Below are 15,211 nucleotides of genomic sequence, written 5' to 3'. Positions count from 1 at the left end.
CGTGAGCCTGGGCAAAGAAAGGACCGCCTTCGATGCTGTCCGGATCGTCCCGAGTTGTGAGGCGGGGGAGCGGAGGATCGAACCTGCCGAAATCGCCGGTCTTGGGGTCGAGTTCGTAAAGGCCGCCAGGGCGTACGCTGGCGGGAAGCACAAGCTTGCCCCGGTAGGGCACTATCATGTGAAAAAGATTATGCCGGGTGTCGGCAGTGACGGGCGAAAAACCGCGGTTTCGGCTGCCATGCAGGATGACGCCTTCGCGGCCGCAGATCCAGACACTGTCCTCATTCTCGATGTGGATACCCGTCAGTGCGGCCTCTTCCAGGGGCACGTTCAGCTCTTCCAGAGCCTCGCCATCCCAGAAACAGAGAACTGGTTTTGTGCCTGGACCGACTTCGCCACAAAGATAAATGGCGTCTTCTGTTAATCCGTTGATGGCGAAGAAGATGATATCACGGGAGGCAGGATTAAGTGCCGACTTCGTAACCCATTCTTGCCATTCAGGCGAAAGAAACTCCGGTTCAACTTCAGGTTTTCGTGCCTCCTCCGCATCGGGATCAAAAAGCAGGCTATCTGTCAAAAACTTCCAATCGTCACGGCTCTGCCTAACGTAGACTTGTCCGCCTTCTCCACAAGCATAAAGGCGTGATCCGATTTGCTTGATTTTCGTCAGGCGACCATAACCTCTGGCGTCGTCACTCCAACTACCGGCCCCCTTGATCTTCTCCTGAAAATTTTCCTGCCAGTAAGTATGATAGACGTCTCCTTCCGAGGACATCAGAACAAAATAGCCATCAGGTGTCGGGTGTTCGTCACTATGAAAGACTGTCATTGATTGGATGTGGAATTGAAAATCCGCATAAGTCCAGTTTTGCGGCGGCGTGTCATCGCGATCATAGCGATAGAAGCGGCCGTCTGGATCGAAAGCCTCGGCGGTATCTCGAACAGCAACGAGCGCAAGCGTCAGATCGGAGCGCGCGCAAGCCCGCGTCAATTCAATAGGCAATTTTGTTTTCATGGTTTGACGTTAGCTCCTGCCACAGCGCCCGCTTTTAAAGCGGCCACGGTTTCTGTTGGAAGCGGCGGATATTGCTTTGCCCGTAATAGTTGATTGGGATTATTGCCTGCAAATTGCTTCGCCAGCGCAGTCATAATCTGCTTTGCGCAATCCGGACGGACCTTTATCATAGCCTCTGCCGACTTCTGCGCGACCTTTGACAACGGCGCGGTGAATCTTGGAGTTGAGTTCTTACCAATGTTCTCGATCGCTTTGTCCGCCAAATGGCCACTCCAGTGCTCTGTCTCCTCTTCGCGAGCATTCCCCATAACACAAATCGCCTGACCGTCGTTCAAGCTGGGCATATTGGGTATGCGCTTATCGCTTTCATTGCGCGCGCCATATCGCAAGGTCCAGTCTGGCACGATATGATGGGCCTGCATGCCATATTGGCCGGAGATGTTTTTCATCTTCGCATAGCGGTCCACCTGACATTTTTTCCGGAATTTTTCGCGCTCGGTGACCCGCACAGTTTCAGATTGCGGTAAAGACTGAGGCTTATCATTCTCTTCTGCCTGCTGCTCTTGTTGGCTTCTTTGCTCCCGGTAGGCCTGCAACTCTTCGAAGTACCAGTCACGGACACGCTCATTGTAACTGTGGTCGATGGGGTCGAGCGCTTCCCGTGCTCGTCGATTGAGATCGCCTTCGATTTCGTCGGCATCCGGTCCCAAGTGCGGAATGAGCGGGGTATCGCCTCCCAGCATTAGTATGAGCGGTATAAGCCCCCAGCGGCCGTAACGCACAAGTGGCGACATGTTTTCGGTCGATGGTGGTGTTGGCATCGGGCGGGACTGCCACGGCCCTTGGATGACGTTGTTTGGACCGCCGACGCCTGGTCGGGGTGGTTGCGTCCCCGGCGCAGCGCCTGGCATTGGATAGCCGTACTGAACCACACCGGGTTTGCCGGAGGTTGGTTGGTGTAAGTTATCTTGATTGTATTTTCTTGGGCAGCCAACAGAATGGCATTTTTCATCTATCCTATCGGGCGGAAGACTTCATAGCCCGAGCGCCCTACCGAGACTATTGAAAACTCAGAGAATTGAGCAAGGATTGCGTAGTGTTCCAGCGCTTTGACCTTCTTCACGTGCTCGACGGACCTGCCGGGACTGTTCCATCCGGCGACGGCAAGTGCGGGGAAAAAACCAAAGCATTCGGTTCGATCGACCGCGCCCAATCGGGAGACGCAGCGTTCATACATCGGTTCATCCATGAAATCGGGAAAATCGGCGTCGTCTTCATAGAGTGGAATGACGTCGGAGGAGTTCCGCTCTCGCTCACCGTCCGTCAACTTTCCGTATCCTGAAGTGAGCTGAATACATAAAATCATGCCTGTCGATAAATCGATCCTCATCATCCCATAATCATCGTTCCAGCACCACAAATCCCCGAACGCCGTGTGCGCAACGACATGGACGTTGTCATGGTTGAATTCAGCATCTGTTTTGAATACGAGCGCCAGGATGCTTTTCAAGTCTTTAGGATCGCAAAACCTGAACAGGCCGTCGAAATAAGTCCCCAAACCGCATTCTTGAAGGAACTCGACGATTGGATAGGGAAGAATGTCTTTAAACCGGCTTTCCTGCTCCGAAGTGAGCTGTATGGGGGCGCGCGGCATTCCAAATTTCTTCACACGGTACGCAAAGTTTTCATTCATCCTGTTGTTCCGGATTGAGACGCAGTTGCCAAATGTACTTGAAGCGAACTTGTTCAATTACTTTGTTTGAGGAAAGTCCAAACAACGCACTCTTTCTGTTTAAATCTAGCAGGTAAGTGTGCTCCCAAAGTGTCGAGTTCATTAAACCAGTCTTTGCCGCACATCTTTTCAGAAAGAAAAGAAACAAACCGATCTCGAGGGGGTAAACCTCTTGATGGCAATGGTGCAATACGGCAAATCACCTTCAGGCACGTTTCGCAACTCGACAGTTTAATAACCAACCATATTCGCTAGCCGATCGGGCGAAAGACTTCATAGCCGGAAGGTTTTGCCGACACGATCACAAACTCAGAGAATTGAGCAAGGAGTGCGTAGTGCTCCAGGGCTTTGACCTTTTTCACGTTCTCGACTGATCTGCCGGGACTGTTCCATCCGGCGACGGCAAGTGCGGGGAAAAAACCAAAGCATTCGGTTCGATCAACCGCGCCCAATCGGGAGACGCAGCGTTCATACATCGGTTCATCCATGAAGTCGGAGTATTCGGCGTCATCCTCATAAAGTGGGATTATGCCTGAGGATTGCCGGTCCTTCTCGTGGTCTGCCAATTTTCCCATTCCCTCCGTCAGAAGCGTGCAGAGGATCATGCCGGTTGGTAAATTGATTTCCAGAATCCCATAGTCCTCCGACCAGCACCACAAAACCCCAAAGGCCGTGTGTGCGACGACATGGACATTGTTGTGATTGAATTCAGCATCTGTTTTGAATACCAGCGCCAGGATGCTTCTGAAGTCTTTAGGGTCACAAAACCTGAACAGGCCATCGAAATAAGTCCCCAAGCCGCATTCTTGAAGGAACTCAACGATTGGGTTCGGAAGAATGTCTTTAAACCGGCTTTCCTGTTCGGACGTGAGCTGTATGGCGTCGCGCGGCATTCCGAACTCTTCAACTCTGAAGGCAAAATTCTCGTTCATGTTTTTCCACGTGCCTGACTGAAATGCATTTGCCAAATGTTCTTGACAAAAATCCTTTCGGAGCTTGAAGCAAATAAAGCCTGATTTGGCTACCCGTTTATGAGCGCGTGACCTAGAGTTTCGGTCGGCGATTGAAGACACTCAAAGGTCTCACCCCAGGCCAGTTCATTTGCAAATGCTGGACAGAAGAACCGAAGCGGTTCATGGTAAATTCGCTCTGCCAAATCCCGGGCCTAAACATCCAAAAGCAGGTCAGCCCAAAAAGGAAATCTTTTCAAACTGGCCAATTTTACTCTCCCAGATGCCAGATATGAATGCCGTTACCGAATGTTCTCCGGGAACAAGTTCATCTAATTGCCCCGTTGTGATGCCAATATTTTTAAACAAAACAATTCCATGGCTAATCAGCACCTCGTTGTTCAATCTTTCCAGGGAACGTAACACTGAAATTCCTCTCTGATCAAAAAAGGAAATTCCCGAATTTTTACATTATTTACTCCATAAAACGCCTCTATTTCAGTAACTTGATCATCAATGTACTTTATGATGGGGGTGTCTGCAGATCTGTATTCTGAAAAAGTATTAGGTCGTAAACCTCGCCGGGTCCGCTGAACTTCGCCTAAAACGGCAGCTACATCACTTTTAGTCATTCCAAATTTAATTGGTCCCATTCCTTCGAAAGGGCGAATTTCCCATTCCATTACTCGCCATTCCTGGCTTTCGAAACTCGAACCTGTGGACATTGCCAATCGGTGGTCTGCTTTATCCATTAGTAGCGACGGGCTGGGGAGCTCGCCTAAAGGTGAAACTGATTTGGGGGGCATGTGCTTCGACTCCATACCAAGGTCGCCGACACTTTTTGTTCCTGCGTACGAACCGCCGCGATACTGTCCCTTTTTATCGGGAGCACGGCAAACGTCGGGCGCCGTACAGACTGCGATTGCCTCCGAGGTATCGGGAATGAATTCAGGCAGATGCGGATTGGGCCGGTTGGCGGAGGGGAGGCTTCGTCCTTTTTCTTATCTACTTCCGCAAGAAGATCCGGGTCGCAAAATTCCCAGCCTCGGCCATCTGCACCAGCGAGGGCGTCGCGTCACCGGTACCATGAGGGGCGTCTCGAAGTTCCATGTGGTATGAAAGTTAAGTGACCTAACTACTCGAACGTGATCCACGGCACGCCCTGAACCAGTTTGCCGCCGTGTTCGCAACTGTCGCCAATGCGGGCGATCTTCTTGCCCTCAATATTGGCGATAGAAGACCCGCTGGTGATTGCCGCACTTGTCGGGACGCCGGAACAGAGGGTCTTGTCGCTGACGGTCGCGATGGGAACACCTTCAACAGTGACAAAGTTCTGCGAAGTCGACGTTACCGGCCCGCCGACATGCGGTTTGGGGCCGGGATCGACTGCGGGGCAAACATGCATATGACCTTTGAGAACGACCGGTGAAGATGTCATTGCAATCTTCCTTCCATAGATAGTCAGCCCAACAAAGTAGACTTTTGAGGTTCACCATTGTCAAAGCGAAGTACAGGAAACAAATCTAATTACTGTAAGATGCTTTTAGGACGCTTCTTCAATCCACGCTGCGCTTAGTTTATCTTCCGGAATCCATGTTTGGTTGTCTCCCTAGTCTTCTTCTTCTACGCCGATGTGCCAACGTATAGGGCGTTCACCAGTTCTCTCGTGAATAGCATCGGCAAGTCGCTTTACGCTTAGAGCGGGGTCGCAAGGGGTACGTTCTACTGCATATGTTATTGTGTCGCCCTCTGTTTCAATTTCAAAACTCGTTCCATGGCGGCCAGAGGTGACCGAGTCGGAGGCACTCTGACCAGGGTTGTAACCGTCCCACATGTTGACGTCGTGTGATGCGTCCATGAGGCGGTGTGCAAAGTTGAGTTCGTTTTGCGGTAAAACGTGCGTGTAGGTCAGCGCGAAGTTGAAGAAGTGATATCCGGGCCAGTCATATTTTTGTTCGTCAATCCAATCTTGTGGCCACTTTTTTTCCAGATAGTCATCATCAGGTGGAAACTCCGCCAGACGTTCAGTCATGAACAAGCCTGCCTCAGTATTAGCTGCTTCCAGAGCTGTTAAAAGTTTTTCAGCTGACATTGTTTCAGGGGCATCGACGAAAAAGGTAACTTCCTCGATTGTCGTAGATCTGGAGGACTCGTGATCTTGTCCAAAATCAAGAAGATTTAGAACGATTGCACGGTCGACGTCAGAAATATCGGTCTCCTTGTCAACACCGATATCAATGGCATTTCCCCTGCTCTCTTTATAGGTAGCAATCGTTTTGCCCCGACCCATCACGTCGTTGAGATAGCGTGAAGTAATATTCTTCGGAAAATCATTGATTAACTCGCGTGGTGTAAAACGCTCATTTAAAACGACACGGCAAAATATATCGTCTGAATTTGCTGTGAACGAAATCGGGAAATTGTACTTTCTCATCAGAGGAATTCTTTCAAGTTTATCTTCAGCCAATCGCCTGTGTCGGCGACTTTGCACCGTCGCATTGGCAAGTTTTTGGACTTACTGTTCCGTTTTCTTTGACATTTGGGTCTTTAACACCTTCACTGCGCATCGCTTCGTCATAAAGTTCATCTTGCCTGTTGCGATAGCGGTCGCCGTCGAACTTGAAATCGTAGATGTCCTGAAGCTTCCCGTCAGGTCCTTCGACAGCGAGGTCGGGGAAGGTTTCATAGACGTTTCCCTTGAACTTGCCGAGTTGTTCATCGATCATTTTGTAGATGTCATAGCCTGTGCTGGCGAGATCATAAATATCATATGCCGTTGACAGAACATTGAGAACCGGCACAAACTTCATCCAAGCTGTCGCAACCTTTTTCGCTGCCTTGCGTCCTATAGCATTGCGGGCTTCACGCATGATTTTGTCGCGGATCGGCGCGAGATACCGCTTGATTTTGTTAGCAGAGGCGGCTGCGCGTCCGGCAATTTTGTTGCGAAACGGGATCAGGCGCTGCTGCGCAACAAGTCCTCGCGCACTGCGGCCGTATTTGCGTTCGATCGCTTCAGCTAAATCTCCGGAAGCCCTAGCCCGCTCTTCAGCGATACGCGACAGTTGAACCTTCTTTTTCCCCGGCTCGGGTTTCAATATGCCCTGACAGGCCTCGCTGCGAACTTTGCATAAAATGGCGCACATTTCCCGAAAGACGGGATCTGGACGGCGCGTTTGCGCGACACCGTTTCCGCAGCCGTTGTTACACGTATTACATGCGCGCACCATTAGGTTTCTTTTGCCTCGTGCGATATCTCTATGAGATCTTTCTCTTCAAATGTTAGACATCCCGGTTTAAATAAAATCAATCTTGGCCAAGTAAATCCAGCTGTCTTACTCTTGAAAATCGGTGGTTTTCCCTTCGGGCTGTACTCCATGACGAACCCGATTAACTCCAGGCACAAGGAAGGCATGACGACGCTGGAATGGTGCCAGAAGACCGCCCCAGCGGCTCGCCCCAGAGTGGAATAGACATGTTGCGGATCATCGTTGAAGATGGAGACATCCTGGAACTTGACCTCGATGATGTCGGATTTACGAATCGAAATGTACGTGAGAACCCCGTTCTCAAACGAGCAGAGCGGTGAACCGCGATCACGAAATTCGTTTTGGACCACGCGTCCGTTGGGCAGGGTTTCTTCCGTCGTCTCGTCCAGCGGCCCCATGATATGTTCGAACGCTGCGACCTCCACATGTGTCATCCCGAATTCCAATGGGCCTAGACCATTTTTCGGATGGACATTCCAGATTTCGCTCATTTCAAAACTCCTCGTTTCTCAAATATCGGCCTCGACAGGTTCAATTGAGCCCGCGTGTATTCATTCTTGAAGAGCATCCAGACACGCGCGCCGCGCGTAATAGACACGTTCAGCAGCCGACTTGCTGGATTGCGCCAGCATGTAGCGGGCCTCTTCATGTCCGGGACGGAATTCGAATTTAGGTCCGTATTCGCATTCCGTCAGGGTAAATAGTTCCAAGTCTTCCAAGGTTTCGATGCCGTAATGTGTAGCGCGCTTATGCGCCGCAGCCACAAGGCGCTTGTAATCGTCACCCATGCGTTCTCGATAACTTGAAAACGTCAGCAGCAAATGACGAAGCACACCAACCGCACGTCTGGCTTCTATACGTTTCATAACCGCGCTATCGAACCGGATCATGCCAGCGGTTTGCATGCCAGAAATGCTTTGCGGAGATTGAAAAACATATTCATCTTCCAACGTCCAAACTATATCGGGGACGAAGCTTATAGCTTCAGCTGGGCCTATTAAGCGCTTCAACAATTCAGGCGATAGGGCTGGAAGAACCTGGGCCATAACGTTAGCGTCTGCGTGCCGAAAAAGAAGGATATCGTCCTTAAAATTAGCGGTTGGGAGTTCACCCGACGATGGAAGATGGCCAGCCTCGATTTGTACCCGGTTGATTTTCCTTAAGTGGCGAAAAAGAGTCTCTCCGCCTTGGCGGCATGACCAAAATACGGCCGCCGAGCAATCCTCGATTAAATCGAAAAGGCTGCGAACAATTTGCTCGTTACAAGGCTCGTCCTTTGCACTTGCATCAGTGTCCCGCGTCCGGTCCAAATAGACAAATTGTGGCGATGTATGATCGAAGTCTTTTACCTGCCCACCGCGGTCAGAATAAAGAGGACGGCTTACGAAACGGGCTCTAATCAGTGCGTTGGGCAAATCATCATATTTTGCGCCATCGACGATAGCAAAGGCGGGCGAGTTCGCGGCAGCGAGCATTTCGCAGAGCTTTGACATTTCAGCCGTTTTTTCAACACGCAATAGAGATCTTGCAGAGGTTGCATGGTTGTCATCGTTTGGAAGATCTTGCTGCACTAGCTTCGTCCTTGAAAGCCATCACTTTTTGCTGCGGTCCGGAAAGTAGTTGTCATAATTGTCTGAATTGCGCCAAGTTGAACTACTGCGAATCCTGCCTTTCTAATTTTCATGCTTTTACGAACGGTGTTGCGGACTTCGCCATGTCACGGAGGCAACTCGCGCCTTCTCCCGGCCCTCCACGGGCAAAATTGATCTGGTTGCCTTCGATATCCACCTTTTTGCCTCGAATGCGAATCCCTTCCTTGTTGAGCTCGATATAACCGCCGGGAGTCGAAAGCAGGATCGTGTCGTCAGCAAAAATCTGCCAAACCTTTGTCTCGCCATAGAATGCCTTGCCAGCAACAATCCGGTATAGTTCACCGACTTCGACATTAATCTTCTGCCCAACCTTCGTGTGCTGCTCTTTACCGACATTCACCATCTGGGTCGCACCCACGTTCGTCACCTTGCTCAAGCCGACCTGATCAACCTGGGCGACGCCGACAGAGGTGGACTGGAAGGAGCCGACGACGGTGTTCATGATGCCGCCCATGGGGAAGAGGCTGGCGGCGGCTTCGCCGACGCCGGTGCCGGAGGAGGCGAGGTCGGTGCCGGCGTCCGCGCGCGGGTTGGGGCCGGAGACGACGCCGTCGCGGCTTCCGAGGCCGCCGGCCGACAGGAAGCCGAGCGCCGAGGAGGCGAGCGTTCCGGCAAAGCCCGCGAGCGCCGCGCCGCCGCCACCCGCGATCTGGCCCGCCTGCTGCAGAAGCCCGGCCGTGTTGCCCGCCAGCCCGGCAACGCCCGCCAGCGCACCGAGTGCGGACAGACCCGTGCCGCCGACGGTCACGTTCATCGAGCCGCCGACCTCGTGCTTCTGGTTCTGCGCCACCTCCACCGAGCGGTTGCCGCCGACAGAATAGACATCATGGCTGTCCACACGGGCAGTGCGGTTGTTCAGGACGCGGGTGGTCTGGTCCTTCTGGGCGTGGAAGAACATGTTCTCCTCGCCCGTTTTGTCCTCGAAGGTGAACTCGTTGAAGCCTTCCTTCTTGTGGCTGTCGGACCGGAAGGTGGAACGTGTCTTGTTCTCCGGCAGCTTGTAGGGAACATGCTGCTGCGGGTTGGGCACGACACCGGCGACGAGCGGCCTGTCCGGGTCGCCGTCGATATAGGCGATCATCACTTCCATGCCGATGCGCGGGATGATCTGGCCGCCCCAACCGCCACCCGCCCAGTTCTGTGCGACGCGCACCCAGCAGGTGTCCGTACCGTCCTTCTTCGCCCGCCGGTCCCAGGGAAACCACACCTTGATGCGGCCGTATTCGTCCGGGTGGATTTCCTCGCCCGACGGCCCGGCGACGATCGCCACCTGGTTGCCCTCGATGCGCGGACGCCGTGCCATGCGGTGCGGGGTCAACGGCACGCGGGAGGGGAGCGCCTCGAAGCTGTTGCGGTATTCCGGATCGCTGGTGTTGGTCTCATAGGAGCGGTCAACGATCTCGTGGCGGATCGAGACGATGACATGTTCTTCGTAACTATGGTCCGGATGGGCTACCTCATAGGGCGTGAACCGGCGACCGGCCTCCAGAACGCGGGAGTTGGAGCGGCCGAAGATGCGCTCGTGATCCGCCTCGACCGCCTGCATCCTGAGCTTGGTTGCCCGTTCCGCCGCTTCCACCGTCTGGGCGCGGGCCGGGTATTCATAAAGCTCGCGCTTGCCAGCTTCGGGCATCTGCACCAGCGAGGGCGTCGCCGCGCCCGGCACCATGCGGGGCGTTTCGAAGTTCCAGTCGGCCCCGGCGCGCTGACCCGGGACATAGGAATAGTGCCGGGCCCACTCGTTGATGTGGTTGCGGTCCGAAGAGCCCTGCGCCAGCCGCACACGGGCCTCACCCTTCGCGCTTGGCGAGGGCTCCAACCAGGAACCTGCGCTGTCGGCAACATGCAGCTTGTGGCTGCCTTCCTCGTGGCTGAACCAGAAGAAGAGACCGTCCTCCTCAAACCGGCGGGTCAGGTAGTCCAGGTCGGTCTCGTTCCATTGGACTGAGTAATGCTGTGGGGGAGGGGCTGTCACGACACCGGAAACATCCGGAGCGGGCAGGCCATGTTCGGAAAAGAGGGTCTCGACGATATCGAGGGAGGTCTTGTCCATCCAGATGCGGCAGTCGGTGCGGCGGGAGAGCAGCCACATTTGCGGACGCAGCACCAGCGCGTAGGAGCGCAGCCCGCGGGTGACAGGCGGGCCCTCGTTCAGCTCGGTCACGAGACCGTTGAAGGGACGGCGGGTGCCGCCGTCCTCTCCGCCCTGTTCGATTTCCAGGGAGACATCCGCCAGCTTGCCGATCAGCTCTTCCGGTTTGACGTCGGATTTCTTGGCGCGCACATTCAGGCGTAGCTCGAAAAGCCGCGAGACGCCTTCTTCCAGTGTCATCCGTTCCGCAAGCAGCTGATCTTCGCCGAGCGGAGATGAAACGCGAAGCACGCGACTGGCCTGAATAAATTCACCGGCACCCGGCAGGTCGTTCATCACATTGCCTCATCTTGAACCCGGTGCCTTCCGGCACCGGTTTTATCCGGTTCTTCTCAGTGGAACTCTTGTTGTGGTTTGCCGTCAGCCGCGTCAGTTTCTGACGCCGACCAGATAGGCGTATTGAAACCGGGTGGCATTGTTTGGCGGTATGGCATCGACTTTCGGACCGTAGAGAAGGTCCGCCGAGAGAATGTCATTCACATTGTCGAGCGTGGGCACGGTTCCCAGGAGGTAGATGTCCCTGGCCAGGAAGGCGCGGGTTTCAAAGGTGTAGGCCACCGCATAATTGACCTGCACGATGAAGACGGAATGCTGCTTTTCATCCAGCTCCGCGATGATGTCGCTTTCGTTGTTCTTCAGCCAGTTTCGAAGCCATGGCGTGAGGGAGTATTCGTTAACGGCTTCGGCACCCATCCGGAACAAGGCGGCAGCTCCAGCGCCGGCAGCGCCACGGACGCCGACTTCACGCGGGCCGCGCCGGTAGGTCAGATATTCGAAACTCGGCCCGCGTCCCATGCGCGGATGTGGCGGCAGCTCCGTCTCATTGATCGGTCGGACATGAAGCTTTACGGAGGAGACATTGAAATTTGGCACGAAAACCCTCTTTCGAAAAACCGGGACCACCGCCGGTGGGTTGTGATCCCAGTCTGATTTTCCAATTCACGACTTTCGGGAGACGCCGAGCAACGGCACGGCGCCTCCAAGGGCGGTGTTAGGCGGCCTTCGTGGTGGCGAGGTCGTAGGACGCGATCATCGGAGACTGCGGGGAATGCATGTCGTCGTAAGGCGTGTACTTCACTTCCATTTTGGTGAAGTTCAGCTTGATCGTTTCCACAGGACGGTCGCCGCTGGAATCAACGGAATAACTGGCGATCAAGGTGTTGGTCAGCGAGTATTCGATATAGGTGTCACCCGGGTTGCCGGTGGTTACCAAATGGATGACGGCCTGTTTGCCGGTCCGTCCGGAGCAAGCTTCCTGGAACAGTTTGGTGGAGGACGAATCGCTGACTTTTGTCAGAATAACTTCCGATACGGTCGGTTCCGAGGCTTCGCGGTTCGCGGCGGAACCTGCGGAGGTGTTCATGTTGCGCGCAACGTTCCAGTGAAGGGATTCTATGTCCATCCACTGTTTGTGCTGATCATGGGTGGCGTCGCCCTGAATTCCGTCGATCTGAAGATAAATCGGCATGCTTTGAACTCTCCTATTGTCCAAGAAAAATTATCAAGTCGAATCAACTCGCTATCGACTTGCTGTTTGCGGCTTTTGCCGGTCGGGATGTTTTCCTCGCCGAAGCCGCCTTTTTCGCCCTTTGCCTTTTCGGAGGGGCGAACTTCTGATCGCCCTCGGCCGGCTTTGGCTCGACCGTGAAGCGGTTGTCCTTGAATTCGATGAGAATGGTTTCGTCCCGGTGGCTTCCCGAGATGTTTTCCAGGAAGTGCCCCGCCAGTGCGGGCAGAAGGTCGCGCGCAATCATGGTTTCGATCGCGCGTGCTCCCATCTCGCTGTTCTTGGCTCGCGAAATCAGCGCTTTGCGGGCAGCATCAGAGAGGGTGACCCCTGCGCCATAACTTGCGGCGACACGGTCGCGGACACGGCCGATCTGAAGGTCGATGATCCCCGACAGGGCTTCGCTGCTCAACGGCTGATAGGGGAGAATGATCGTGCGGCCGAGGAAGGCGGGCTTGAACTGTTTCTTCAATTCGGGAAAGAGCAATTTCTCGAGCGCTTCACCTTCCGGCATCGTATCCGGATCCTGGCTGAGCGTGTGCAACAGTTCCGACCCCGCATTGGCGGTCATGATGATTGTGGTGTTCTTGAAATCGACGTCCCGGCCTTCGCTGTCGCGAACGGTTCCCTTGTCGAACATCTGGTAGAAAATGTCCTGGACGCCTGGATGGGCCTTGTCGATCTCGTCAAGCAGCAACACGCCATAGGGTCGGCGGCGGACAGCTTCCGTCAGAACGCCGCCTTCACCGTAGCCGACATAGCCGGGGGGCGACCCGAGAAGCATGGAAACCTTATGCTCCTCCTTGAATTCCGACATGTTTATGGTGGTGAGATACTGGCTGCCGCCGTAAAGGAGGTCCGCCAATGCGAGCGCCGTTTCCGTCTTGCCAGTTCCGGACATGCCGATGAGCAGAAAGACGGCCGGGGGACGTCGCGGGTCAGACAGACCCGCGCGCGAAATGCGCATGGCGGAGGACAGCCGAGCCAGCACGGCGTCCTGTCCGACAACGCGCTCCTTCAGTCTGTCGTTCAGCGATTGAACGGTAGCCACCTGATCGGACAAAAGCTTGCCGACCGGTATGCCGGTCCATCTCGCCACCACGCCGGCAATCACTTCGCGATCAACGGAGACTGGGATGAGCGGTGTTTCACCTGCAATGTTCACAAGCTTCTGTTCCGCATCGGCAAGGGCTTCGCGGGAATGTGCACGGGTCTGCTCGGTCAAGGGGAAGGGCTGCAGCTTCGCGTCCGCTTCGGCAGAAGGTGACCGGGCCTCCGTTCCCAAGAGGGCGTCCAGCCGATCTATTTCCCGCACCAGATTGAGCTGGTGCTGGAACTTGTCCTCAAGTTCGGTGCGCTTCGCCGCGATTTGGTCCCTGCGTTCCGTAATCCGGGCGAGACGTTCGGTGGTCTCCGGACTGCCGGGTTCGCCGGCAAGTTCCTCGGCTTCCGCAAGCAGAAGCGCTTCTTCGCTGTGCAGAGCCTTGAGCTCTTCCGGCATGGTCTGCCGGCCAAGCGTGACTGTCGCCGCCGCCGTGTCGATGAGGCTTATGGCCTTGTCCGGAAGCTGGCGCTCAGGAATGTAGCGGGCGGACATCTTGACCGCCGCAACAAGGGCTTCGTCCCGGATCCGGACCTTGTGGTGGGCTTTAAACGCGCCAACGACGCCGCGCATCATCCGAATCGCCGTGTCTTCATCCGGTTCATCGACTTTCACCGTCTGGAACCGGCGGGTCAGGGCCGCATCCTTTTCGATGTAGCGTTTGTATTCTCCCCAGGTGGTGGCCGCGACGGTCCGCAATTCGCCGCGCGCAAGCGAGGGCTTGAGAATATTGGCCGCATCGCCGCTCCCCTGTCCTCCGGCGCCTATCAGCGTATGCGCCTCGTCGACGAACAGAATGACCGGCACGGGAGAGGATTTCACAGCGTCAATGACACCATGCAAGCGGCGTTCAAACTCACCTTTTACGCCGGCACCGGCCTGAAGCAGGCCGAGATCGAGCGACAGAAGGCGTACATCTTTCAGTTTGTCCGGAACGTTGCCGGATATGATCTCCAGTGCAAGAGCTTCAGCGATCGCCGTTTTGCCGACGCCGGCCTCGCCCACAAGGATGGGGTTGTTCTGGCGCCTGCGCATCAGCACGTGAATGACCTGCCGCAGTTCCTTTTCCCGTCCGATGACGGGGTCAATCCGTCCGGCGCGGGCGTCTGCGGTCATGTCCTGGGTATAGAGGCGAAGAAATTCGTCGTCCTGCCGTGAACCGCCGGGCAAGACGGACGAGGACGGCAGCTCCTGCGGGGCGGAATTTTCCAGAAGGTTTTCGAGATTGGCCTCGATTGCCGCCAGATCGACTTCCCGCAAGGTCGGCGCGACGGCTCGCACGACGAGCCGGAGCGATTGGACGGTCGACAGGGCGATCAGCAGATCGCCGAAGGTGACGTGCTGACGTCCGTATTGCAGCGAGGCGATGAGCCAGGCCTCACGGGCCGCCGATAACACGTTCTGTGACAGCGACAGGTCCGTTTGGCCGGCCACGGGGACAGCGGAGATCGCGGCATCAAGTTCCAGGCGAAGGGCGGTGCAAGAGGCGCCCGCGTCTTCCAGCTGCGTTGCAAAGGCGCTCGTGTCGAGAGCAGCCCGAAGCCAATGAGCAATGTCGACGGTCTCATGGGCGTTGCGCGCAGCCAGGGAAGCCGCAGCTTCGAGAGAAACCCGCAGTTCGGGTTCCAGCGTCCTTACGAGGCGGGCTAGGTCGATACGACTCATTGAGAAAATTCCGGAGGGTTCGAAATCAAGAATTGAAGTGCGGAACAATCGTTGATTGCAAATAAGGCAAATCTGTGAAGGCAGTGTGACGTCAGGGAAATTATCCAAAACGTATCTGCGGGTCGTGGTGCCACCCTCCCGAAATATGATCGATTGCCATTAATTTG

14 protein-coding genes and 2 pseudogenes are annotated in these 15,211 nt (G+C 55.0%); 1 reads left to right on the top strand and 15 read right to left on the bottom strand.

Going from position 1 to position 15,211, the window contains the following annotated elements:
- The 4 genes and pseudogenes from AC2A6O_RS21500 to AC2A6O_RS21485 form a co-directional block, all read right to left on the bottom strand.
- Positions 1-1,015: pseudogene (locus AC2A6O_RS21500) on the bottom strand (hypothetical protein); the annotation flags it as partial.
- Positions 1,012-1,836, bottom strand: coding sequence for a hypothetical protein (locus tag AC2A6O_RS21495; protein WP_498930143.1), 825 nt, complete (start codon positions 1,834-1,836; stop codon positions 1,012-1,014). The gene AC2A6O_RS21495 and the pseudogene AC2A6O_RS21500, both read right to left, overlap by 4 nt.
- A 191-nt stretch (positions 1,837-2,027) precedes the next feature.
- Positions 2,028-2,708 carry a GAD-like domain-containing protein gene (locus AC2A6O_RS21490; protein ID WP_498930141.1) on the bottom strand — a complete coding sequence of 227 codons (681 nt, stop codon included), beginning with the start codon at positions 2,706-2,708 and terminating at the stop codon, positions 2,028-2,030.
- A 290-nt stretch (positions 2,709-2,998) separates the two neighbouring features.
- Entirely contained in the window at positions 2,999-3,679 is a 681-nt protein-coding gene (locus AC2A6O_RS21485) for a GAD-like domain-containing protein (RefSeq protein ID WP_498930139.1), read from the bottom strand.
- A 116-nt stretch (positions 3,680-3,795) separates the two neighbouring features.
- On the opposite strand from AC2A6O_RS21485, the pseudogene AC2A6O_RS21480 reads away from it, so the two are divergent.
- Positions 3,796-3,993: pseudogene (locus AC2A6O_RS21480) on the top strand (hypothetical protein); the annotation flags it as partial.
- On the opposite strand, the gene AC2A6O_RS21475 reads toward AC2A6O_RS21480, so the two are convergent.
- The 11 genes from AC2A6O_RS21475 to tssH all read right to left on the bottom strand — a co-directional run bounded on the left by AC2A6O_RS21475 (position 3,932) and on the right by tssH (position 15,044).
- On the bottom strand, positions 3,932-4,102 hold the full coding sequence (locus tag AC2A6O_RS21475; protein WP_498930137.1) for a hypothetical protein: 171 nt from the start codon (positions 4,100-4,102) through the stop codon (positions 3,932-3,934). The pseudogene AC2A6O_RS21480 and the gene AC2A6O_RS21475 sit on opposite strands and share 62 nt — an antisense overlap.
- Positions 4,099-4,380, bottom strand: a complete 282-nt coding sequence (locus tag AC2A6O_RS21470) for a hypothetical protein (RefSeq protein ID WP_498930135.1) — start codon at positions 4,378-4,380, stop codon at positions 4,099-4,101. The genes AC2A6O_RS21475 and AC2A6O_RS21470 overlap by 4 nt, the downstream gene beginning before the upstream one ends.
- 452 nt (positions 4,381-4,832) lie before the next feature.
- A complete protein-coding gene (locus tag AC2A6O_RS21465) occupies positions 4,833-5,135 on the bottom strand; it encodes a PAAR domain-containing protein (RefSeq protein ID WP_498930133.1) in 303 nt (100 codons plus the stop codon).
- A gap of 171 nt (positions 5,136-5,306) precedes the next feature.
- The gene (locus tag AC2A6O_RS21460) at positions 5,307-6,164 is read right to left on the bottom strand and encodes a hypothetical protein (protein WP_498930131.1); all 858 of its coding nucleotides are present in this window, start codon (positions 6,162-6,164) and stop codon (positions 5,307-5,309) included.
- Positions 6,157-6,927: a hypothetical protein gene (locus tag AC2A6O_RS21455; RefSeq protein ID WP_498930129.1), complete on the bottom strand. Its 771-nt coding sequence runs from the start codon at positions 6,925-6,927 to the stop codon at positions 6,157-6,159. The genes AC2A6O_RS21460 and AC2A6O_RS21455 overlap by 8 nt, the downstream gene beginning before the upstream one ends.
- Entirely contained in the window at positions 6,927-7,457 is a 531-nt protein-coding gene (locus AC2A6O_RS21450; protein ID WP_498930127.1) for a hypothetical protein, read from the bottom strand. Before AC2A6O_RS21450 ends, AC2A6O_RS21455 begins: the two co-directional genes overlap by 1 nt.
- A 60-nt stretch (positions 7,458-7,517) precedes the next feature.
- Positions 7,518-8,537: a DUF4123 domain-containing protein gene (locus AC2A6O_RS21445; RefSeq protein WP_498930125.1), complete on the bottom strand. Its 1,020-nt coding sequence runs from the start codon at positions 8,535-8,537 to the stop codon at positions 7,518-7,520.
- A gap of 109 nt (positions 8,538-8,646) precedes the next feature.
- Positions 8,647-11,046 (bottom strand): type VI secretion system tip protein TssI/VgrG, encoded by a 2,400-nt coding sequence (gene tssI / locus AC2A6O_RS21440; RefSeq protein WP_498930123.1) that lies wholly within the window; start codon positions 11,044-11,046, stop codon positions 8,647-8,649.
- Positions 11,047-11,139: 93 nt separating this feature from the next.
- The gene (locus AC2A6O_RS21435; RefSeq protein ID WP_498930121.1) at positions 11,140-11,643 is read right to left on the bottom strand and encodes a hypothetical protein; all 504 of its coding nucleotides are present in this window, start codon (positions 11,641-11,643) and stop codon (positions 11,140-11,142) included.
- Between the two features lie 118 nt (positions 11,644-11,761).
- Positions 11,762-12,238 carry an Hcp family type VI secretion system effector gene (locus tag AC2A6O_RS21430; RefSeq protein WP_498930119.1) on the bottom strand — a complete coding sequence of 159 codons (477 nt, stop codon included), beginning with the start codon at positions 12,236-12,238 and terminating at the stop codon, positions 11,762-11,764.
- A gap of 43 nt (positions 12,239-12,281) precedes the next feature.
- Positions 12,282-15,044, bottom strand: coding sequence for a type VI secretion system ATPase TssH (gene tssH / locus AC2A6O_RS21425; RefSeq protein WP_498930117.1), 2,763 nt, complete (start codon positions 15,042-15,044; stop codon positions 12,282-12,284).
- Between the last annotated feature and the right edge of the window lie 167 nt (positions 15,045-15,211).

Source organism: Labrenzia sp. ATLA3 (genome assembly GCF_057180185.1).
This window is presented reverse-complemented; position numbering and strand designations above follow the sequence as displayed.